We start from the raw sequence: 21483 nt of genomic DNA, 5'->3' as shown, positions 1-21483 counted from the left end.
GACCGAATGAATGGGTTCTAAACATCTGTAATAGCGTAACAATAGCTCATTCAGAACGATGTCAGGCGAGTCTCAGCTTGAACGGCGACCCCTTGCTCGGCGGCGCACCGCGTCGGGCCGTCAGAAACTCTCCGCAGCCGGCAGCGACCAGGGTCCCCCAGATCAGCGCGCGATAGTCGAGGGACCCGGCGCCCTGGTGGAACCGACGGGCTTCCCGCACCCCTTCGGCGGTGACGGGGAGCACCGTGAGCCGCTGACGCAGCCGGTCGAGCGCGTTCCGCCGCCCCGGGCGGCTTGCCCGTGCCCCGGCCCCCGCGAGGACCTCGAGTTCGAACATGTTGATCTCCGTCGTCGCCAGCTCCTCGCCGCGCAGGCTCTTCAGCAGCGCCTTGGCCCGGGCCGAGTCGTGCAGGACCTCGAGGAGAACCGACGTGTCGAGCGCCTTCATGACTCGCCTCCGCCGCCCGTGCGTCGCAGCCGGGCGAGACGGCGCTGGTCCTCGGCGGCGCCGCCGACCCCCCAAGCCCCCCGCAGCTCCTCGAGAGTGCCCGGCTGGTGGAGCAGCCGAGCGAACAGCTCGGTGAAGCTCTCTCCGCGGCGCTTTTCCCGTTCGAGCGCGTCGTAGATGGTGCGTTGGATCGCTACGTTCTTCGACGACATACGCATATGCATATGTGGTTGCCATACTTAGCCGCGCCGCTCGAGTCACGTGGCAGCGCCCGCGGCCGCGGGGCCGGAAGGCTTTTGGCGATCCACGAGTGAGGCCGTACGAGGATCCGATGCCGGCGGCGCGAGCCCAGGTCTACGAGTATCGGACGGTGTTCCGGGCCCCGCCGGCGTTCGTCTTTCGCTGGTGCACCGATTATCGGTCCGACGATCACCGCTTGAGTGGCGACGGCGGTGAGCGGCGGATCCTGCAGCGGTCGGCCCGGCGGGTCGTCTACGAGGACCTCGAGTCGACGCGCGATGGCTGGTCGTGGAGCCGTTGGACGGTGACCTTGCACCCTCCTCGGAGCTGGCATGGCCGCGCGACGGGGAACTACCGCAACTGGGAGATCGACTACCGACTGAAGGCGCTGCCCGACGGGCGGACCGCCTTCCACCTGCGCGGAGTTCGCGAGCCACGCGTGCTCGGCAGCAAGAACCCCTCCCAGGCCTCGATGCGCGCCGACCTCGGCCAGCAGTGGTCGAGGTACCGTCGGAGCCTCGAGGCGGACTACCGGCGCAGCCAGCGGGGCCGCGGCGGGCCTCGTTCGCGCCGCCGATAGGCGCGGCGCCGGACGCGCGACGGCTACTTGAGGGCCGTCACGAGGACCACCTCCGCGCCGAGCTCGATGCCTTCATCGTTCTGCGCTCGGCGGAGGTTCTCGCGGGTCGCCTTCAGCACGTCCGCCTGGACCTCGGGCGACTCCTCGGAAAGGGAGTGGCCCAGCGGCGTGCCCTTCAGCACGACGTCGAGGTAGTTCCCGGGGTCCGAAAATCGGAGGGTGCGCTGGACGCGGCGCTCGTGGCCGTCACGGAAGCCGGCCCGGTGCAGCAGCTCGACCATCTCGCCGGGGCCGCCGGTCTCGTAGGGGGTCGGGAGGTAGCCGCTCTCGTCGGGCTCGGCGTGCGCCAGCATCGGTGCGACGATCGCGTCCAGGAACGGCACGCGATCGCCGGTGCTCCAGACGCTCACCGCGATCCGCCCGCCCGGACGCAAGACCCGCAGGGTCTCGGCGGCCGCGCGGTCCGGGTCGGTGAAGATCTGGAATCCGAAGGAGCTGACCGTCGCGTCGAACTCCCCGCCGTCTAGGTCGAGGTCCAGGCAGTCCATGGCCCGGAACCCGATGTTGTCGATCCGGCGCGACCGGGCGGTCTGCGTCGCGAGATCGATCATCCGCTCGGAAAGGTCAACGCCGAGCACTCGCCCCCGTGGACCCACCGCAGAGGCGATCGTCAGGCCGGGTTCGCCTAGGCCGGTCCCGAGGTCGAGGATCGCCTCGCCGGCCGCGGGCGCGAGCTGGCGCACGAGCTCCGCGCGGAAGGGCGCGGTGTGCTCCATGAACGCCGCGTATTGGGCCGCGGCCTCGTTCCACGTGGTCCGGGTGTACTCCCGGTAGTAGTCGTCCGTATATTCCCAGGGCACGCCGCCGCAAGCGGGCGGGTGGCTAAGGTCGTTGCGGCGGGAACCGGTCGACCGCTCGGCTCAGGCGGCGGGAACGAAACCGAGCCGGACCAGCCCGTCCGCGACCTGGCGGGCGCACTCGCCCGGGCTCCGCCCGACGGTGTCGATGCGGATCTCCGCCCGCTCGGGAGGCTCGTAGGGGTCGTCGACGCCGGTGAATCCGCGGATCTCGCCCGCCCGCGCCCGTCGATACAGGCCCTTCGCGTCCCTCGCCTCGCAGACCTCGAGGGGGGTCGCCACGTAGACTTCGGCGAAGCGACCGATCTCCTCGCGCGCGCGGGCCCTCGAGCTCGCATACGGCGAGATCAGCGCGACGATCGGCACCACCCCGTGGCGAACGAGGACGCCGGCCAGGTAGGCGACGCGGTCGGCGTGGACCTCCCGCGACGCGCGGTCGAACCCGAGGTCCGGGCTGAGCTGGCGACGGACCTCGTCACCGTCGAGCAGCTCGACGTCGAGCCCCCGGCCCGACAGCACGGGCGCGAGCTGTCGCGCGATGGAGGTCTTGCCCGCGCAGGGCAATCCGGTCAGCCAGACGCAGAAGCCCGGTCGATGCTCCGCCACGTCGGGGCTCGCGAATCGGGGGGCGTAAAGAGCCTTTCCGGCGCGGGCCGGGATCGGCTATCGGAAGCCGTCGATCACCCGCCCGTGGAGCCCCGGGGGAACCGGCTCACCGAGGAGGTCGAGAAGGGTCGGGCCGATATCGACGATCCGCTCCGGCGGTCCGGGTCGGCCGGCCCCCTCGGCCGGGTCCGAGACCGAGTAGATGCCGTCGAACGAGTGGACGGCGTCGTCCGGACCGGTGTCGTTCTCTTCGAGGTAGAGCCGGCCGTGCCCGACCGTGCCCGCCGAGCGCCAGGAGCACCCGCCGAAGTAGACCATCAGGTCGGGGGCGTCCCCGCGGACCTCGTGGTAGCGCTCCCGTGGGGTGAAGCTCTCGACGCGCAGCGACCCGCCGTCCGGAGCCGGGATCTCCGACAGCTCCCGGCGCAGCGTCGCCTCGAAGTCGGGGACCGAGTCCGGTCCCAGCGAACCGTGCGGCTCCCGGCCCCGAACGTTGTAGAAGATGCGGGCGTAGTAGCCGCCCGCCCCCCACGCCCTCGTCCGCGCCCAGTCGACCTCGGTCTCCTCGAGCGGCGTGCCGGCCCGCGGCAGGGATCCGTTCAGCGTGAGGTAGCCCCGGCGGATCAGCCACTCGTTGATGCAGAAGGCGCCGGCCATCGGCTGGCTGCCGTGATCGGACACGAGGAGGATCCGCACCGAGGCCGGGACCAGATCGAGGAGGGCGCCGATCTCCCGGTCCAGGATCGCGTAGTACTCGCTCACGCGGTCCTGTAGCTCGTGGTTCTCCTCGTAGCGCGGATGGGTCGGATCGAAGAACTTCCAGAAGGTGTGGTGGAGCCGGTCCGGGCCGATCTCGTGGAGCGCGAGCAGGTCCCAGGGCTCGCGCTGCCAGAGATCGCGGGCGACGGCGAAGCGTTTGCGGGTCATGCGTACAAGATCGTCGGCGATCCGTGCCCGATCGTCGCTGCGGAACGAGACGTCGAACTCGTAGCCACCCGCGGAGCGCTGGATCGCGTCGATCGCCGACGGCGGGGAGGCGATGTCCTTCGCGGAGGCGGGCGTGAGGAAGTCGGAGACGGCCACGCCGTTCAGGATCGGAGGCGGGTACCCGGGCGGCATTCCGATGACGCAGACCCGGCGACCGGCTCGGGAGAGGCGGTCCCAGACCATCGGCTCTAGCGGGGAGCGGGAACTCGGCGTGTACATCTCCCAATAGCGCCCCGGTTTGCGGTGGCGGAACCCGTAGAGGCCCAGGCTGCCCGGGTCCATGCCCGAGAACATGACCGCCCAGGCGGGCACGGTGATCGGCGGGTCCGTGCTCCGCAGCGTGCCGTACCGCGACCGCTCGAGGAGCCGGCGGACGTTCGGCATCACCGGCCGGAAGCGCTCGAAGAGCAGCCAGGGGGAGACCGAGTCGAGCCCGATCACCAGGACGCGGCCGTGCGCACGCCCCACGTCGGCCGGGGACGGAGGAGGGCGCATAACGCTGGCTGGCCCGCGCCCGGCCTCGGGTCCACGAAGCTCGACCCGGGGATCGCCGTGAAGCTTTTACGTGCGAGTGGCTCGGCCGCTCGCAGTTCCTGCGTAGGAGGATAACGAATCATGGCAGGTTCCGTCAGCTCACGCGCCAAGGCGACGTTCTTCCCGGCGAGCGTGCCCAGCGTCTCCCGGCCTCGTCGCACCGGTGTCACGCACGTCCTGGACCGCCTGGCCGCGCTGCACGACGACGAGATCGACCTGCTGGCGCCCTACGTCGACGTCGCCAAGATCGGCTGGGGGCTCCCGCTCCTGCTGCCGAGGGAGGCCGTCCGGGCTCGCGTGCGTCGCTACCACGACCACGGGCTCGAGGTCTCGACCGGCGGCACGCTGCTGGAGTACGCCCTGACCCACGACCGGGCGCCCCAGCTGCTCGACGAGGCCCGGGAGCTGGGCTTCGATCTCGTCGAGATCTCGAGCGGGATCATCGAGCTCGCCCCACCGCAGATCGAGCGGCTGGCCAAGGCCGCCAAGGAGCGCAGCCTCGATTTCTTCATCGAGGTCGGCAAGAAGGATGCGCACTACCAGCTGTCGCTCAAGGAGACCCTCACGCAGATCGGGCACGCGCGCACGCTCGGACCGCGCAAGGTGATCATCGAGAGCCGGGAGTCCGGCCGCGGGGTCGGCATCTACGACAGCGACGGGGCGATCAAGTGGGACTGGGTCCGGTCGATCGTCGCGGAGCACCCGAAGGAGGACCTGATCTTCGAGGCCCCGATGGAGTCCCAGCAGGTGCAGCTCCTGATGGAGCTCGGCTCCGACGTGAACCTCGGGAACGTCGCGCCTCGCTCGGTCCTGCCGCTCGCCTCCCAGCGGCTCGGCCTGCGGGGCGAGACGCTGGGCACCATCCGGACCGGGCGGTCGGTCGAGGGACCTCCCGCCGCGAAGTTCCTGTTCTTCCTGCTCGAGACCTACCGCGGGCTCGACCAGACCCAGCTCGCCCAGATGTCGCGGCTTCCCCGCCGGACGGTCCAGAGCGCTCTGGAGTCGCTCCGCCAGCAGGGCCTCGTCCGGGAGTCCGTCTCGCTCTACGACTCGCGCCGCCGAGAGTACCGGCTCGCCTAGCCGGAGGGTCCGAAAACCCCAAGCCGCGCCGGAGCTCGAAGCTCGGGGCTGACGATGGCGACGAGTCCGGGCACTCGAGGCACGGGACAGGTCGCGGTGGTCACCGGCGCGACCTCGGGGATCGGCCGGGAGATCGCGCGACGGCTGGCGGCGGACGGCTACACGGTCGTGGTCGTCGGCCGCGGGGAGCCGCGCGCGGCGGCCACCGCGGCCGCGATCGCGCGGGAGACCGGCAACCCGCGGGTCGAATCGGTGGGGGTCACGGACCTTGCCCGACCGGGCGACGTCCGGCGGCTGGCCGCCACGCTGCTCGCGAAGTACCCGAGGATCCACGTGCTCGTGAACAACGCGGGGGCCTTCTTCCGTCGGCGCGAAGTGACGGCAGAAGGACTCGAGCGCACGTTCGCGCTGAACGTGCTCGCCCCCTTCCTCCTGACGTCGCTGCTCGAGGACCGCCTCAAGGAGAGCGCCCCCGCCCGCGTCGTGAACATGGCTTCCGACGCCCATCTCCGGCAGAAGCTCGACCTTTCCGACCTCCAGTCCGGCCGCGCGTACGCCGGTTTCCGGGCCTACGGGGTGTCGAAGCTGGAGCTGATCCTCCTCACCCGCGAGTTCGCCCGGCGCCTCGCGGGCACGGGCGTGTCGGTGAACGCCGTGCACCCGGGCTTCGTGGCGTCCGGGTTCGGCAAGAACAACGGGGGCGGCACGAAGATCGCGATCACCGTGCTCGGCTGGCTCTTCGCCAAGAGCGTGCGCCGGGGGGCCGTCACCCCGGTCCTCGTCGCGGAGGACCCGTCGCTCGCCTCGGTCAGCGGCGAGTACTTCGCGAACGAGCGCGTCGTGCCCGGGGACCCGGCATCGCGGGACCCGGAGGCCGGCGGCCGTCTCTTCGCGGCAGTGGACCAGATCGCGGGGCCCCTTTCGGCACCGAGCTAGCGCCGGTCGAGGGCAATTGCTTACAAGCTAGCGGCCGTCGATACTAGCGCGAGCATGCCCCCGACCGAATCGGACCTGCGGAGCCCGGACTGGTTCCGGAACGTCGTGTTCTACGAGCTCGCGGTCCGATCCTTCTACGACTCCAACGGCGACGGGATCGGGGACCTCCCGGGGGTGACCGCGAAGCTCGATTACCTCGCGGACCTCGGCGTCGGCGCGATCTGGCTGCTGCCGTTCTACCGATCGCCCTGGCGCGACGACGGCTACGACATCTCCAACCACTACGAGGTCGACCCGCGCTTCGGCACGATCGACGACCTCGACCGCCTGGTCGAGGCGGCGCACGGGCGTGGCCTGCGGGTGATCGGGGACCTCGTCACCAACCACGTCTCCGACCAGCACCCCTGGTTCCAGGAAGCGCGAGGCAGCCGCGACTCGCCGTTCCGCTCCTGGTTCCTATGGTCCGACACCGGCACTGAGTTCTCTCGCGCGCGCCTGATCTTCCCGGACTTCGAGCGCTCGAACTGGACGTGGGACGAGGTCGCCGGTCAGTACTTCTTCCACCGCTTCTTCTCCTGGCAGCCCGACCTCAACTACGACACGAGCGCGGTCCGCGGCGAGATGATGAAGTTCGCCCGGTTCTGGCTGGGCCACGGCCTCGACGGCTACCGGTGTGACGCCGCGCCGTATCTGTACAAGCGGGAGGGCACGACCTGCCAGAGCCTGCCCGAGACGCACCAGTTCTTCCAGGACCTGAGGGGCATGATGGACGCCGAGTTCCCCGGCACCGTCCTCGTCAGCGAGGCCAATCAGTCGATCCCCGAGACGGTCGCCTACTTCGACCGCGGCCACGAGTTCCAGATGGTGATGCACTTTCCGATCATGCCGAACTTCTACCTCGGCCTCGCCGAGAACAACCCGAAGCGGGTCCTCGACGTCCTGCGGGCGACGCTCCCCGGCGTGCCCGAGAACTGCGGCTGGGCGTTCTTTCTGCGGAACCACGACGAGCTGTCGCTCGAGCAGGTCAGCGAGGCCGAGCGCCTGCTGTTCGTCCGGGACTTCCACCTTCCCGACGGCGCGCGCGTCCACAACGGCGTCCGACGGCGGCTGGCGCCGCTCCTCGGCGGGGACGACGCGTCGGTGCTGCTGCTGACCGCGCTCGTCCTCGGGCTGCCGGGAAGCCCCTACCTGTACTACGGCGACGAGATCGGCATGGGCGATCGGCTGGATCTTCCCGACCGCGACGCCGTCCGCACGCCGATGCAGTGGGACGGCTCCCCGAGCGCGGGCTTCTCGACAGCGGCCCCCGGCGCCCTCACCCGGCCGCTCGTGACGGACCCGGAGTTCGCCCCGGCCGCGCGGAACGTCGCGGACGAGGAGCGGGCGTCCAACTCGCTGCTCTGGAAGACCCGGACCCTCCTGCGCGTGCGCGCGGCGCACGCGAGCGTCTTCGGCTCGGACCGCTTCGAGGGGGTCGACCTCGGGACCGAGCCGGTCTTCGGATTCTGGCGGCCGGGCCGCGAGTACCAGATCCTGTGCCTGAACAACTTCGCGACGCGCCCGGTCGCCGGCGAGCTGCGGCTGCCCGGCACGATCTGGGCCGCCCCGGTCGAGCTCGTCCGCGGGGGGCTCCGCTCGACGATCTCCGACCACGTCTTCCGCTACCGGCTCGCCCCGCGCGGCTTCTCCTGGACGCTGTTCCTGAGCCGCCAGGAGCGGCCGAGGGGCTGAGGACGGCCTCAGTGCGCGGCGGGCGCCTCGGCCCCAGCGCCCTCGGCGAGCGGCGCGTTCTCGGCCCCCGGCTCCTCGCGGAAGAAGACGTGGCGCAGAACGTTGAAGCGCACCTCGCTGCCGGCCGCCACGGTGCGCATCGAGCGCAGGTAGATCCGCCAGCCGTTCGCCATCGTGCACAACAGGTAGGAGAAGTCTCCGACCCGCTCGGCGACCTGGACGGTCGCCTTCTGCGCGCCCTCCGGCGACATCTCGGCCCACTCCGGCCGGAAACCGAGCTCGCCCGAGGCCCCCGACTCGCTGGCCGGCATGTAGTTCATCGGCACGTCGCCGACGAAGTCGCCGATCCAGCGCGTGGCCGGCCGCTCGTAGAGGTCGCTGAACGGTCCGATCTGCTCGAAGCGGCCGGTGTGGATGACGCCCGTGCGGTCGCTGAGGGTCTCGGCCTCCTTCTGGTCGTGGGTCACGAACAGGAACGTCTGGCCGAGGTCCTTCTGGATCTTCTTGAGCTCCGTGCGGGCCGCGAACCGCACCCGGGCGTCGAGGTTCGAGAGCGGCTCGTCGAGCAGGAAGAGCGTCGGGTTGCGGACGATCGCCCGCGCGAGCGCGACCCGCTGCTGCTGGCCGCCCGAGATCTGGTTGACCCGCCGGTCGAGGATCTCGGAGATCCCGAGCTTGCGGGCCACCTCCTGGACCTTCGGCTCGATCTCGCTCGAGGGGAAGTACTGCATCTTGAGCGGGAAGGCGATGTTGCGGTAGACGTTCATGTTGGGATAGAGCGCGTAGTTCTGGAACACCATCGCGATGTTCCGCTTGTTCGGCGCGAGGTGGGTGACGTCGCGCCCGTCGATCCAGATCCGGCCCGCGTCGACCGGCTCGATGCCGGCGACCATCCGCAGGAGCGTCGACTTCCCCTCGCCGGAGGGGCCCAGGATGACGAAGAACTCGCCCGGGTCGACGTCGAGCTCGATGTCGTCCGCCACCATTCGCTTGCCGAAGCGCTTCGTCACCCGATCGAACCGTAGTTTCGCCGTCATCCGCGCACCCCCGCGGCGAGGTCCTCGCCCTTGAGGAACCGCTGAAGGAAGACCGTGAGGACGATGACGGGGATCGTCGCGATGCAGGAGAAGGCGACCCCGATCGTCGGGCTGCCGCGTCCCGTGAACGACAGGAAGATGTTGACGGGCAGGGTCGCGCTCGTGGCGGGGTTGTACAGGATCAGCGCGAACGTCGACTCGTCCCAGCTCAGCATCCAGGATAACAGGAACGCGGCCACGAGCGCGGGCACGATCAGCGGCACGAGGTTGCCGTAGATCGCTTTGAAGCGCCCGGCGCCGTCCACCCGCGCCTGGTTCTCGAGGTCCCGCGGCAGTCCCTGGAAGGCGCCCACGAGCAGGAAGATCGTGACCGGGAGCGCGAGCAGCTCCTGGGCGAGGCCGATCGTGATCCAGGAGCCGTACAGGTTCACCCCGATCGCCTGGCCGAGGTCGATGAACTGGACCGAGATCGGGATCGCGATCGTGATCGACGGGACCATGTTGACGATGAACAATACGGTCGTGACGCCGTAGGCGAGGCGGCTGCCGAGCCGGCTGAGCCCGTAGGCCGTCGGGATCCCGATCAGCAGGGCGAGCGCGCCGACGAAGAAGGCGACCTCGAGGCTGAGGTACATCGACCCGAGGAACGGGCTGCCCGCGCCGAACAGCCCCTGCTGGAGGTTCGACAGCGTGAACGACGGCGGGATCAGCGGGGGCCGACCGGAGAAGATCGTGTACTTCGGGTCGGTGAACCCGATGAGGAAGATCAGGTAGATCGGGAAGAGGAAGAAGACCGAGATCACGAAGATCGCGACGTACAATAGGACGTTCCCGAGCGTCAGGACGGGGGGATGGTAGACCGGAGGCGGCGCCCGCTCGGCAGCACGGGCCGGGGAGAGCGCGGTCGCGGACGCGGCGCTCACTTGCGACCCCCGAGGATGATGACGACCACGATCAGGATCGAGACGATCCCGAGCAGTACGGTCGAGACCGCCGAAGCGAGGTACGGGATCCCGCCGCTCGACTCCCACAGCGAGTAGATCTGGACCGTAAGCAGCTGCGGGTACTGCCCGATCATGATGTAGGCGAGCTGGAAGATGTTGACCTCCTGGGCCCCGCGGATGAGCAGGGCCATCACGATGAAGCTGCGCAGGCCCGGGAGCGTGACGTAGCGGAACTGCCGCAGCGGTCCGGCGCCGTCGATCGCGGCCGCCTGGTAGAGCGTCCGGGGGATCGTCGCGTAGCCGGCGACGAGGATGATGATCACGAGCGAGGTGTTCTTCCAGCTGTCGGCGATCGCGACCACGAGCAGCGCCGACCAGGTCTGGTTGAGCCAGTACTGCGAGCCGATGCCGACGGAGTTGAGGATGCTGTTCGCGTAGCCGGCGCCGGTGCCGGGGAAGATCTGGTTGAACGTGTAGCCGGCGACCACGGTCGCGATGCCGATCGGCAGGATGGCGATCGTCGCGAAGGCGGTCTTGCCGCGGAAGGTCCGGTTCAGGATTGAGGCGACCGCGAGCGCGAGGACGAACTGGATCGTCAGCGCCGCGGCCGTCAGCCACAGCGTGTTGCCGATCCACGAGTAGAGGCCGGATTGGACGTTCGCTTGGTAGTTGTAGAAGGTGAAGGAGAGGATGCGGGTCTGGAAGCTGTACTGGATCGTCTGCGCGGTCGGGTAGAAGGCGAAGGCGCCGACGTAGGCGAGCGCGGGGAGGACGAATAGGAACGGGATCAGCTGGTCCTGGTGACGCTGGAAAAAGGTGGCCACCGGGGCGGGTGGGCGCCCGCCCTGGTGGTCGATAGCCATGAACGGGTTGGGTCCTCTCTACCTCGGAGCGCCGTCCCTCCGCTCAGACGTACAGGGGTCCGAAGTCGCCCGCCGCGTACTGGCTGGCAACCGACGACCCGTAGTTCGCGGTCAGATAGGCCGAGAGCGCCGAGTTCGCGGTGCCCGCGTCCCCGACGAGGGCCGACCAGGATCCGGTCCCCAAATTGTTCAGGACGAACGGCGTGAAGATGTCGTTGTAGAAGTCCGCGACCCATGTCTCGATCCAGGGCACCGGAGGCCGGAACACCGGGTTCTCGAGCGCCTGCTCGATCGCGATGTCCACGGTCGACTGGTCACCGGGGAGCCCGATGTAGGCCGCCGCGTTGACCGCGGGGTTGCCCGTGTCGACCATCAGCAACTGTTGCGCCGGAGCCGAGAGCAGGTACTGCGCGAACGTCTCGATCGCCCAGAGGTTCGTCGCCCCCTTCGGGATCGCGAGCACATCGCCGCCGATGACGTGGTCCGAGGCCTGGGCGCCCGTGCCGTTCGGGCCCGGGTAGACCAGCAGGGTGTTCGCGTTCATCGGGGTGATCGACGTGTTCCCGCCGGTCAGCAGCGAGTAGACGTACGGCCACTGGTAGTCGAGGATCTGGTACTTGCCCTGGGCGAGTCCCGCGTACTCGCTGTAGATCGCCTGCTTGTACCCGGGGTTCATGTACGCGCTCAGGTTGTACAGGTACGACATCGCCTGCAGGTCCCCGAAGTCGTTGTAGACCATCGGGTTCCCGCCGAACTGGACCTCCCACTGGAACATCTCGGTCGCCGTGTCGTCGCCCGCGCCGCCCTGGAACATCACGGGCGTCGCGTCGCCCTTCGAGGACAGAGTCTGCGCGTCCGAGAGCAGGTCAGCGAACGTCTGGGGGCCCTGCGTCGTGGACAGGCCCGCGGCGCCGAGCGCCGTCGTGTTGAGCCAGACGAGCGGCGTGTTCGCCCGGAACGGGATGAAGTACTCGCCGCCGAAGGCGTGCGTCTCGTAGGTCGTGACGCCCGTCATGCTCGGGATCATCGTGGTGGGCTGGATCACCGAGGCGATCGACGTGAGGTTCATCAGGTCGTTACCGGTCGAAGAGTAGAGCAGCTCGCCGATGTCCAGGTTGTCCTCCGCGAGGAGGGTCGTCCCGACGTCGTTCGCCTGCACGAGCGCGGCGACCTTCGTGACCATGTCGCTCGCGTCGATGTTCACGTAGTTGATCCCGATGTTCGGGTGGGCGGCCTCGAACTGAGGTATCAGAACCTGCGTCATGAAGGTCGCCTCGCTGCTGGAAAGGTCGTCGTAGTAGGTCACCGTCGCACTGCTCGAGCTGGTCGAAGCGGCGGTACTATGCCCATAGTAGTACCCCCCCAGGCCGGCCGCGATCGCCACCACGACGACCACGATCGCCCAGACCGCCGAGCTTCGCTTCGCTCTCCGCGTGTAGTCCTGCCCCGCCGTGGTCGCCGGCGGAGCCGGCGAGCCTCCCGTGGCCTGTGCTGACATTGCGCACGGGAGACCCTTGACTTGTTTAAGCCTTCTGAAAACTCAAATATCCGAGCGCCCGCCGAAGATATCGTCGCACCGCGCTGTGTAATTCCGTTCAACCGAGCGAGCGCGGGTCGCGGGCGACGCACGCGGCCCCGACGACGGCCGCGTCCTCCCCGAGCTGGGCGGTGACGACCCGCGCGCCGGCGGCCGGCGGCTGGCACCGGGCGCGGATCGCCGACTCGACGACGGGAACGAACTCGGGCATGCCGGCGACGAGGCCGCCCTGCAGGATCAGGAGCGATGGATTGAAGGCGTTCACGAGCCCCACGACGCCGTCCGCGAGGAACCGCTCGGTCTCGCGGACGATCCGTCCCGCGAGCGCGTCGCCGGCCCGGTACGACTGGAAGACGGTCTGCGCGGTGATCGCGTCGGCGCTGCCGGCGCGGGCCACCAGACCGGCACCGGCGGACGGCTCCGCCCGGACGGTCTCGCGAGCGCGCTCGGCGATCGCCCAACCCCCGACGTACGCCTCGAGGCAGCCCCAGTTCGGACAGTGGCAGCGCCGGCCCCCGACGACGATCGTCATGTGGCCGACCTCGCCGAGGGCGTGGCTGCCGCCCTCGAGCAGCCGGCCGCCGACGATGGCCGCCCCTCCGACACCCGTACCGAGGCTGAGGCAGAACAGGTCGTGGACCCCGATCCCCGCGCCGTGCTTCCACTCGGCGAGCGCCGCCGCGCGGGCGTCGTTGATGACGGTCACCGAGGCCCCCAGCTCCTCGGAGAGGCGTCGGGCGAGCGGCACATCGCGCCATCCGAGGTTCGGCGCGTGGACGACCGTCCCGGTGCGAGGGTCGACCTGGGCGGCGACCGCGATTCCCACGCGGCTCGGGAGGGCGGCCCCGTCGCCGAGGCTGGCCCGCGCCGCGCGGGCGACCGTCCGGATGACGCCCCCGGGTCCGTCGTTCGCGTGGACGTGGCGCCCGCTGTGGTGGAGGATCCGGCCGGACTCGTCGACGAGGCCGCTGATGACCTTGGTCGCCCCGAGGTCGATACCGAGCACGCGACCCGTCGCGGGTCTACTCTTCGGGGACCTCGCCGCGCGTCTCGGCTTCGGCATACTTGTGGACGACGTCGACGAACGTCGAGTGCGACCAGGTGAGGGGCGTCGCGCTCTTGGGCTCTCCGCTCGCCCGGTCGATCTGCTCGGGCAGCATCAGCGTCGGGGTCGCGTGCGAGGCGGCCCACTCGATTAGCTCGCGGCAACGGGGCCGGTCGCCGAGGCGCAGGCGGGCCTCGGCGAGCCACAGCGTGCAGATGATCCACGGGTTCTCCTTGCCGTAGTACTCGTCGCCCTCGTAGCGGGCGAGCCCGCCGAGCTCGGGATTCCACAGCCGGGCCTCGATACCGTCGACGACCGCGCGGGTGCGCGGTTCCTCCCAGCCGAGGAGCCCGTGCTTGAGGGCGAGCAGGATCGAGGCGTCCAGGCGCTCGTCGCGCGGCGCGACCGAGCGGACGAAGCGACCGCGCTCGGCGTCCCAGAACTCCCGGCGGGCGGCGTCGAGGACCTCGCGGCTCGCGGTCCGCCAGGCGCTCGGGTCCTTGCCGATCTCCTCGGCGACCCTGGCCGCGCGCTCGAGGGCATGCGCCACCGCGGCGGTCGAGTAGGCGTGGATCCCGAGGCGTTCCTCCCACAGGTCGAAACTGGGGGCGGGGAGCCCGGTCGCGGGGTCCCGGAAGCTGGCGAGGAAGCTCGCCGCATCCTTGACGAGCGGCCAGAAGCCGAGCAGTACGTCGGGGTCGGCGCCCCGCTTGAAATGGTGCCAGACGGCCGCGATGACGGTCGCGGTCTGGTCGATCTGCAGGAACGGCGGCGGGTGCCACGTGCTGCCGATCGCACCGTCGGGGAAGTGGCGGTGGAAGAACGAGCCGTCCGGTTCCTGGCAGGTGCGGGCGAACTCGAGGAAGCGCGAGGCGTTCTCGTAGAGACCCGCCTCGTCCATCGCCTTCGACACGTAGCCCCCGTCGCGCCACCAGCAGAAGTTGTAGGTGTCGCCGGCCCGCACGAGCGAGCTCGTGTCGGGCGAGGCGATCACGGCTCCGTTCGCGCCCGTGGCGTGACGCATCATCAGCACGCTCGCGCGGTAGACCTGGCGCGCGTGGTCGCTGAGCTGGCGGGGGGCGCGGGGCAGTCGGCGCTGCACCCAGGTGTCCCAGAAGCGCTCGGACTCGCGGACGAAGCGGGCTGAGCCGCCGGCCCGAACGTAGTCGCGGACCTGGTGGACGGCGGGCAGGCCGCGGCCGGCCGCCAGGAAGAGGCGGACCTCGACGTCCCGGTCCGGGCCGGGCTCGAGATCCCACTCCATCACGCTGTCGGCGGCTCCGTGCGCCACGGCCCGTCCCTCGAGGCGGCCGTCCTCGGCGTCGACGTACGTCCCCTTGAGCCCCTTGAGCGTGTGCTCGCCGCAGACGGCGCGCGAGTACGGAGGATCGGAGAAGAACTCGAAGAAGTAGCCGCGCTTGTAGTGCACGAGGGTCGCGGTCGTCGGGTCGACGAACGCCGTGTCCTGGTACATCGACTCCGCGATCTGGAACGCGTGGTAGGCGAACAGGCGTACCGGTCGCGCCGGCTCCGCCCGGACCCGGAAGACCCGGGCGATCAGGTCGTGGTTCGGATGCACGTGGTCCCGAACGCTCAGCTGGAGGCCGTGGCCCGTCCAGATGACGTTGGGGAGGTGGCCGCCGCCGTAGGGCGTCTGCCGGATCTCGTAGCCGTTGCCCTGGCGCAGCCAGGCGAATCGCGAGGCCGGGACGTCGAAGAGGCCGACCCGCATCTCGCGCAGGTGCTGGAACTGCCCAGGGAACGGGTAGAACAGCTCGTTCCACTCGCCGTTCTGGTTGACGGTGAGCAGGATCCGACCGTTGCCGGTGACCTGGGTGATCACGTCCGGGCCTCGGGCGGCCGCGCCTCAGACTGGGCCATCCGGGATTCTACGTTGGCTCGGACTTCTATAACCCCTCGGTTGGACGGGGCGGCCGAGCGGGAGTCCTCGATCGCGGGCCGTCGCACCAAGAGATAAATAGTCCGGACACGAACGCGGGGACGGTCCGGGTCCGGACAGAGCGCGGAATGAGCTACAACGCCTACGGTCAACCGGTCGAGCAACGCAAGAGCCGACCGATCCTCGTGGCGATCGTCGCGATCCTGATCGGGATCTACGGGTTCCTGGAGTTCGTCGTCGGCCTCTTGATCGCGGTCGGCTCGGCCGCCCTCGCCTCGCTCGGCAGCAGCTTCAACGTCAGCGTCTTCGGCCAGACCGGCGTGATCGCCGGGGCCATCGTCGCGATCATCGGGCTGATCATCCTCGGCGTGGCGGTCGGCCTCTGGCACCTGCGCCTGTGGGCGCTCGTGCTGATGCTGCTGTTCCTCGCCTTCGAGATGGTCGTCTACGGCCTCGCGCGCGACTTCATCTCGCTCGGGTTCATCCTCGCGCTCGTGCTGTTCGTCTACCTGCTCGCGGTGAGCCGGCACTTCGCCTAGGTTCGCCGGGAAGGAAAGGACGGGGACCGGCGGGGCCGGCCCCCGAGAAAGGGGTTGGTCCGGGAGCGCTGCGCCCCTAGGTCGCGCCGGGCGGAGGCCCACCACCGGGCGCGGGCGGCGGCGAGTAGGCCATCGGGGGCGGCGGGTGGGATCCTCGTCCCTTGCGCGCCAGCATCACGCCCAGGATCACGGCCACGACGGCGAGCGCGATGATGCCGATCAGCAGGTACAGGCCGGTGCCGCTCGTCAGGTCGACCGACGAGCTCGCGGCCGAGACGGTGACCGTCGCGGTCGCCTTCGCGCTCACGCCGGCCGCGTCGGTCACGGTGAGTCCCACCGAGTAGGTCCCGCTGCTGCCGTAGGTGTGCGTGACGGAGGCGGTCGCCGCCGTGCTGCCGTCCCCGAGCGTCCAGGCGTAGGTGAACGGCGCGGTGCCGCCGGTGACCGTCGCAACGAGGCCCACGGCGCTACCCGCCGAGGGGGACGACGGCGCGACGGTGATCGCGGCCGACGGGGCGGCGTTCACCAGCACCGGCGCGGTTCCCTGACCGGCCTGCCCGACGAAGTCGGTGGCCGAGGCGGTGGCGGCATAGATGCCCGCCGCCGCGTAGGTGTGCGAGCCCGAGGGGCCCGTGCCGGTACCGCCGTCGCCGTACGACCACGAGACCGAGTCCGGGCTGAGCCCGTAGCTCACGCTCGCGCTGAGGGTCACCGAGCCGCCCGCGTCGACCGTGGCCGGCGCCGCGCGGGCGCTGACCACCGGCGGGGCGGAGAAGAACCAGGTCTGGTTGACGAGGCCGGCGGTCGTCTCGCCCGAGAACAGCATCACGGCGCTGTCGTCGGGAAGGGCGGTAGCGCCGGAGTAGAAGTCCAGGCCGGGGCCGATCCCGACCGCGGCCGTGATGTTCGTCCAGACCCCGTTCGCGAACAGCCAGCTCGTCGGGAACTCGGTGATCTCGCCGGCCGTCGTGACCCAGTACGACTGGAAGGCGACGACCGCGCCGGCCGCCGGCAGGTACTGCAGCACCGGCGTCAGCTGGCTGTACAGGATGACCACGCCGGCGTTCGCGGCCGACAGGTTCTCCCAGACCCCGGACTTGTAGAGCCAGGTCGCGGGGTAGAACGGCGCAGTGATGGTGGGGCTGTTGGACGCCACTCCCGTGAGCAGCACGCCCGAGTCGGCCGGGTCGTCCGCGACCAGCGGGTAGTAGGCGTAGCCGGGCTGGGCCGAGGCGGCGGTCACGTTGGTCCAGGTGCCGTCCTTGAACGTCCAGGTCTGCAGGCCGCTCACGGTCGTCTCGACGAGCACGAGCTCATCGGCCGCCGTGTCGGTCGCCAGCGAAGCGAACTCGTCGGCCGGCGGGGCAGCGCCCGCGCTCGACGTGATGTTCGTCCAGACCTTGTCGTGGTAGGTCCACGTGTAGTTCACGATGCCGACGCTCGGGTTCGCGCCCGAGAACAGGACGACCGAGTTCGTGGACGGGTCGAAGGCCATCGTTCCGGCGATCAAGCTCGGGGGGTGCGTACCGACCGAGCTCGTGATGTTCGTCCACGTCCCGTTGAGGTACGTCCACGTGTCCGTCTCGTAGCCAGAGCTGACGCCGCCGAAGAGGAGCACGTAGCCGTCCGAGGCGTCCCAGGTCATCAGCGGCAGCAGGCGTGCGGAGGGGATTCCCGAGACCGGGAACAGGTAAGAGGCGTTGGTCCAACGGTAGGGGGTCGAGGGCGAGGAAACGGCGTCGTGCGCCGGGGCCGCGATGGGGGCGGTCCCGTGCAGTATCGACGCCTGGGCGGAGGCGAGGTTCTCGCTCCCGATCGAGCCGACCGACGTGATCCGCGCGGAGAATCCGGCGGGAACACCGGGATCCGCGACCGCGGCGGCGAGGCCGGCGGCGAGGAACATCCCTACGGCGAGCGCGATCAGCAGTGTGCGGGCCGGCGAACGGCGGGCTCCAAGGGGGGCCATGCCCCATCCTGCGTGCTTCCTCTAGATAAAGCCCGAGGCCCGTGGGAGCGGGCTACTTCAGCGTCGGCACCCCGAGCTTCTCGAGCGCGCGCCGCCGCAGGTCGGTGAGCGCGTTCATGTAGTTCGCGTAGGCGTCGTAGGGGCTGTCGTAGCTCGAAAAGTACTGGTGCACTCCCTGGTCGGCCCCGTGGCCGGTCACGTACATGTAGTAGAAGTGGTCCGACGTGAGCAGCTTGCGCCAGTCCGTGATGATCGCGGCGTCGCCGCTCTGGAGCACCGCGAGCCCGACCTTCTTCGCGGCCTCGAACGCCGAGCGCTGGAGGTCGTTGCCCAGCCAGGCCCCCAGGTCGCGGTTCTGGTCGGCCCAGCTCATCGTGTACGGCACGCTGAGCGGGGCCCGCGGGGGGCCCTGGATCGCTTCGTCGACCGTCGCCCATTCGAGGCCGCCCTGCTGGCGGACGGCGCGCGGAAGGGCGCTGAGGAACTCGAGGATCCCTGAGCGCGCCGGGTGGTGCTCGCCGAACGTCTCGAAATCCATGAACAGGCCGATCAGCTCGCCCGGGGTCGCGCCCAGCCAGCGCGCGTACTTCTCGGCGGTCAGCGGGTACTCGCTCCAGGCCGTCGACGAGAAGCGGAAGCCCACGTCGTCGCTGAGCGGATAGTGGCGCAGGAGCAGCATCAGCGTCGGCGCGGGCGCCGCGCAGTAGCGGTAGGTGGGCGGCTCGCCGCGCAGGACCCCTTCCCAGCCCTCGGCGAGCATCCCGTGGAATCGCTCCTTCTCCGCGAAGCGCCCGAGGTCGTCGGAGTAGGCGAGCTCGGTCATCCGCAGGACCTTCGGCTCCACGCCGAACTCGGCGCGCAGCATCTGCCGGTGGAGCGCCACCTCCTCTGCGAGCTCGGGCGGCGGCAGGAGGAAGGCGAGCGAGTGGTAGTAGGTCTCGGCGACGATCGCGACGTGTTCGGTCGCGATCAGGGCCCGGATCTTGTCGAGCACGTCCGGGGCCGCCGCTCTCGCCTGCTCGACGAACGTGCCGGTGATCGAAAGGCTGAGCCGGAAGTCGGGGTCGCCTTCGAGGTTCGCCAGGAGCCGGTCGAGCGCGGGCCGGTAGCATCGCTCCGCGATCCCCCGGAAGATGCCGAGGTTGCGATCGAGGTCGAAGTACGTCCGGCCGCTGCCGAGGTCGAGGAAGCGGAAGCGGGCGAGGCGCCAGGGCTGGTGCAGGTGCAGGTAGAGGACGATCTTCACGGCGTCCGGCCCCGGGCCCCCATCGCCTCGAGGTAGACACCGACCGTCTCGCGGGCGCGCTCGGGCCAACCTTCGCGCAGCGCCTCCCAGCGCCCCTGCTCGCCCATCGCCCGGCGCAGGGTGGGGTACTCGAGCAGCTCGGCGATCCGGCTCGCGAACTCGTCCGTATCCCAGAAGTCGACGCGGAAGGTCCCCTGGCTGATCTCGGCGACGCCGCTCGTCTTCGAAACGATCGTCGGGACGCCCGCCGCCATCGCCTCGAGCGCCGCGATGCCGAACGGCTCGACCACCGAGGGCAGGACAAAGACGGACGCCCCCGCGAGCAGGAGCTCGCGCTCCTCCTCCGTGATCCTACCGAGGAACATCACATGCTCGCCGATCCCGAGGCCCGCGGCGAGCTCGATCAGGCGCCCGTACTCCGGGCCCTCGCCGGCGATCACGAACAGCACATCCGGGAAGCGGGGAACCACGCGCGCGGCGGCGCGCAGGAAAGTGTCGACGCCCTTCATGACGGCAAGGCGGCCCACGTAGAGCACGACCCGCTTGCGCGGGTCGATCCGTTCCAGGCGCGCGGTCGGGCGGACCGCGTTGTAGATGACGCGCACCCGCGCCGGATCGGCACGGTAGCGGTCGATCAGTTGCTGGCGCAGGTGCCGGCTCACCGCGATGATGCGCGTGGCAGCATCGATGCCGGCCTGCTCGCGTGCGAGGATGTGATCCCATGGGTGGCCGAGCGACCGGTCGTATTCGGTCGAGTGGACCGTCATCACGAGCGGCCGGTCCAAGCGTCGCGCGAGCGCGCGCGCGCCGATCGTCCCGAACCAGTCGTGCACGTGGACCACGTCGACCGGACCGAGCCCGTCGAGGGCCCCGACCCAGGCGTTGTAGCCGTCGGTCGCGTCGACGAACGGGCTGTCGGGCGTGCCACCGGTCCAGTACGCCGGCGGGTACTGGACCGGCTTGTCCCCGACCGGCTGCCCCGGGTAGCGGAACGTCACGCCGTCGACCGGCGTGAACGGCCCGGTGAACGGGGTGAGGAACGTGACGCGGTGGCCGAGGCGCGTGAGCTCTCTCGCGATCTCGAAGGAGTGCACCCCAAGCCCACCGGTGTGATGGGGTGGCCACTCCCATCCCACCCAGACGAGATGGAGGGGCCGCGCGGCCGCGACCGTCCGGACGATCCCGCCGTTACGCAACGGCCCGGGCACCGACGTCGCGGGGCCCGTGATTTCATCGAGCGGCTCGTTCCGGGGGCGGCCGACCGAGCGGTCCCGACGGACCCTCGGCTTCGATCGGGAGCGGACGGTGCGTCGGCGGCGGGGCGATTTCGCGGAGGGCGCGCGCCGGTGCTCGGAGGAACGGCCTGACTCGGGCATCGTCGTACCGCGCTACTCCGTCGCGATCCTCGGGACGGGCGCGCCAGACCGGGCGCCCACTTGAAGGGAGCGGCGTGCGCGGCCCCCGCCGTTCCTAGAAACCGGCGAGCAGCTCGCCGATGGCCGCGCGCGGGTCGCTCGCGCGCGCGACCGCGCTCGCGACCAGCACGCCCGCCGCCCCGAGCTCGAGCGCGCGGGCCACGTCGAGGTGGTCGTGGACGCCGGCGCCGCACAGCACCACCGTCGCCGGCGCGACCGCTCGCACGGCGGCGACCGCTCCCGACACCACCTGGGGCCGCGCGGTCGACACCGCGCGGTCGCCCCCGATGAGCTCGGGCGGCTCGATCGCGAGATACGGCGCGTTCAACGTCGCGAGCCGCGCCACGGTCCGCACGTCGCGCGCGCAGAGCACGGCGGTCAGCCCGTGGGCCGAGAGCCGACGCACGGTCTCCCTGGCCACGGGGACGGAGAGCGGATGCTCGGAGTGGTTCACGAGGCTGCCCCAGCCCCCGGCCCGCTCGACCGCTTCCGATGGGATCGAGCCCGTGTGGGCCCCCGTGTCCACCGCGTCGACGTGCTGAGCGAGGACCGGGATCGCCACGGCGCCGGCGACACGCGCGAGATCGGGTGCCGCGGGCGCGATCGCCACCGCGACCCCCGCCCCGCGGCCGAGCTCCTCCAGGGTCCGGGCGAGCCGCACGGCGCCCGGCCCGAGCGCCCCCGGATACGTCTTGAGGTTGACGAGCAGCAGGGGCCGGCCCAGCGGCGGGCGTTCACCGAGCGGGGGCCGCGCGGGCGCGCTTGGGCCGGGAGCAGATCGCGTACTCGTCCCCGTCGAAGAAGACCTCGCGGTCCGGGTGCTTTCGCTGGAGCTCGGCGATGCGCGTGAGGACCTCCTCGAGCGTCGTGGATTCGTCATTCGGATCGATCCTGAGGTGCACCGTTTTCTCGGGCCGTCCGGGCGAGGAACCCGTACCAACCATGCCGCACCGAGGTAGCCGGCAAGCGGAAGGAACGCCTAAAGGTATGCC

At 70.3% G+C, this 21483-nt stretch carries 21 protein-coding genes; 5 read left to right on the top strand and 16 right to left on the bottom strand.

Going from position 1 to position 21483, the window contains the following annotated elements; all coding sequences use genetic code 11:
- Nucleotides 1–61 precede the first annotated feature (61 nt).
- Both VEL82_08785 and VEL82_08780 read right to left on the bottom strand, forming a co-directional pair.
- Nucleotides 62–448 (bottom strand): PIN domain-containing protein, encoded by a 387-nt coding sequence (locus tag VEL82_08785; GenBank protein HXW67952.1) that lies wholly within the window; start codon nucleotides 446–448, stop codon nucleotides 62–64.
- A complete protein-coding gene (locus VEL82_08780) occupies nucleotides 445–660 on the bottom strand; it encodes an antitoxin VapB family protein (GenBank protein ID HXW67951.1) in 216 nt (71 codons plus the stop codon). The genes VEL82_08785 and VEL82_08780 overlap by 4 nt, the downstream gene beginning before the upstream one ends.
- 119 nt (nucleotides 661–779) lie before the next feature.
- On the opposite strand from VEL82_08780, the gene VEL82_08775 reads away from it, so the two are divergent.
- The gene (locus VEL82_08775; protein ID HXW67950.1) at nucleotides 780–1268 is read left to right on the top strand and encodes a hypothetical protein; all 489 of its coding nucleotides are present in this window, start codon (nucleotides 780–782) and stop codon (nucleotides 1266–1268) included.
- Between the two features lie 23 nt (nucleotides 1269–1291).
- Here VEL82_08775 and VEL82_08770 read toward each other — a convergent pair whose 3' ends face one another.
- The 3 genes from VEL82_08770 to VEL82_08760 are packed head-to-tail and all read right to left on the bottom strand — an operon-like array spanning nucleotide 1292 to nucleotide 4186.
- The gene (locus VEL82_08770; protein HXW67949.1) at nucleotides 1292–2128 is read right to left on the bottom strand and encodes a methyltransferase domain-containing protein; all 837 of its coding nucleotides are present in this window, start codon (nucleotides 2126–2128) and stop codon (nucleotides 1292–1294) included.
- Nucleotides 2129–2188: 60 nt separating this feature from the next.
- Nucleotides 2189–2731: an adenylyl-sulfate kinase gene (gene cysC / locus VEL82_08765; protein ID HXW67948.1), complete on the bottom strand. Its 543-nt coding sequence runs from the start codon at nucleotides 2729–2731 to the stop codon at nucleotides 2189–2191.
- Nucleotides 2732–2788: 57 nt separating this feature from the next.
- A complete protein-coding gene (locus VEL82_08760; GenBank protein HXW67947.1) occupies nucleotides 2789–4186 on the bottom strand; it encodes an alkaline phosphatase family protein in 1398 nt (465 codons plus the stop codon).
- Nucleotides 4187–4333: 147 nt separating this feature from the next.
- Here VEL82_08760 and VEL82_08755 point away from each other — a divergent pair, with 147 nt between their 5' ends.
- From VEL82_08755 to VEL82_08745, 3 genes are read left to right on the top strand one after another with little or no spacing between them, the layout of a single operon-like run.
- Nucleotides 4334–5332: a phosphosulfolactate synthase gene (locus VEL82_08755; GenBank protein ID HXW67946.1), complete on the top strand. Its 999-nt coding sequence runs from the start codon at nucleotides 4334–4336 to the stop codon at nucleotides 5330–5332.
- A gap of 54 nt (nucleotides 5333–5386) precedes the next feature.
- Nucleotides 5387–6268 carry an SDR family oxidoreductase gene (locus VEL82_08750; protein HXW67945.1) on the top strand — a complete coding sequence of 294 codons (882 nt, stop codon included), beginning with the start codon at nucleotides 5387–5389 and terminating at the stop codon, nucleotides 6266–6268.
- Nucleotides 6269–6322: 54 nt separating this feature from the next.
- Nucleotides 6323–7999, top strand: coding sequence for an alpha-amylase family protein (locus VEL82_08745; GenBank protein ID HXW67944.1), 1677 nt, complete (start codon nucleotides 6323–6325; stop codon nucleotides 7997–7999).
- Nucleotides 8000–8007: 8 nt separating this feature from the next.
- Here the strand turns inward: VEL82_08745 and VEL82_08740 are convergent, their stop codons facing one another.
- The 6 genes from VEL82_08740 to VEL82_08715 form a co-directional block, all read right to left on the bottom strand.
- Nucleotides 8008–9036, bottom strand: coding sequence for an ABC transporter ATP-binding protein (locus VEL82_08740; GenBank protein ID HXW67943.1), 1029 nt, complete (start codon nucleotides 9034–9036; stop codon nucleotides 8008–8010).
- Nucleotides 9033–9959 carry a carbohydrate ABC transporter permease gene (locus VEL82_08735; protein HXW67942.1) on the bottom strand — a complete coding sequence of 309 codons (927 nt, stop codon included), beginning with the start codon at nucleotides 9957–9959 and terminating at the stop codon, nucleotides 9033–9035. The genes VEL82_08740 and VEL82_08735 overlap by 4 nt, the downstream gene beginning before the upstream one ends.
- The gene (locus tag VEL82_08730) at nucleotides 9956–10804 is read right to left on the bottom strand and encodes a sugar ABC transporter permease (GenBank protein HXW67941.1); all 849 of its coding nucleotides are present in this window, start codon (nucleotides 10802–10804) and stop codon (nucleotides 9956–9958) included. Before VEL82_08730 ends, VEL82_08735 begins: the two co-directional genes overlap by 4 nt.
- A gap of 82 nt (nucleotides 10805–10886) precedes the next feature.
- Nucleotides 10887–12341 carry an ABC transporter substrate-binding protein gene (locus tag VEL82_08725; protein HXW67940.1) on the bottom strand — a complete coding sequence of 485 codons (1455 nt, stop codon included), beginning with the start codon at nucleotides 12339–12341 and terminating at the stop codon, nucleotides 10887–10889.
- Nucleotides 12342–12438: 97 nt separating this feature from the next.
- Entirely contained in the window at nucleotides 12439–13386 is a 948-nt protein-coding gene (locus VEL82_08720; GenBank protein ID HXW67939.1) for an ROK family protein, read from the bottom strand.
- A 16-nt stretch (nucleotides 13387–13402) separates the two neighbouring features.
- Nucleotides 13403–15268: a glycoside hydrolase family 15 protein gene (locus VEL82_08715; protein ID HXW67938.1), complete on the bottom strand. Its 1866-nt coding sequence runs from the start codon at nucleotides 15266–15268 to the stop codon at nucleotides 13403–13405.
- Nucleotides 15269–15453: 185 nt separating this feature from the next.
- Here VEL82_08715 and VEL82_08710 point away from each other — a divergent pair, with 185 nt between their 5' ends.
- Complete coding sequence (locus tag VEL82_08710) at nucleotides 15454–15864, top strand: hypothetical protein (protein HXW67937.1); 411 nt, start codon at nucleotides 15454–15456, stop codon at nucleotides 15862–15864.
- Between the two features lie 76 nt (nucleotides 15865–15940).
- Here the strand turns inward: VEL82_08710 and VEL82_08705 are convergent, their stop codons facing one another.
- The 5 genes from VEL82_08705 to VEL82_08685 all read right to left on the bottom strand — a co-directional run bounded on the left by VEL82_08705 (nucleotide 15941) and on the right by VEL82_08685 (nucleotide 21393).
- Nucleotides 15941–17830, bottom strand: coding sequence for a PKD domain-containing protein (locus VEL82_08705; GenBank protein ID HXW67936.1), 1890 nt, complete (start codon nucleotides 17828–17830; stop codon nucleotides 15941–15943).
- Between the two features lie 52 nt (nucleotides 17831–17882).
- Nucleotides 17883–19076, bottom strand: coding sequence for a glycoside hydrolase family 57 protein (locus VEL82_08700; GenBank protein ID HXW67935.1), 1194 nt, complete (start codon nucleotides 19074–19076; stop codon nucleotides 17883–17885).
- On the bottom strand, nucleotides 19073–20272 hold the full coding sequence (locus VEL82_08695; protein HXW67934.1) for a glycosyltransferase family 4 protein: 1200 nt from the start codon (nucleotides 20270–20272) through the stop codon (nucleotides 19073–19075). The genes VEL82_08700 and VEL82_08695 overlap by 4 nt, the downstream gene beginning before the upstream one ends.
- Nucleotides 20273–20546: 274 nt before the next feature.
- On the bottom strand, nucleotides 20547–21200 hold the full coding sequence (gene tpiA / locus VEL82_08690) for a triose-phosphate isomerase (protein ID HXW67933.1): 654 nt from the start codon (nucleotides 21198–21200) through the stop codon (nucleotides 20547–20549).
- A gap of 25 nt (nucleotides 21201–21225) precedes the next feature.
- Nucleotides 21226–21393 (bottom strand): hypothetical protein, encoded by a 168-nt coding sequence (locus VEL82_08685; protein ID HXW67932.1) that lies wholly within the window; start codon nucleotides 21391–21393, stop codon nucleotides 21226–21228.
- Nucleotides 21394–21483 lie beyond the last annotated feature (90 nt).

This window comes from Thermoplasmata archaeon (assembly GCA_035622275.1).
Lineage (GTDB): Archaea > Thermoplasmatota > Thermoplasmata > Lutacidiplasmatales > UBA184 > Lutacidiplasma.
Note: the sequence above shows the minus strand (reverse complement) of the source record. Positions and strands in the feature narration are given on the sequence as shown.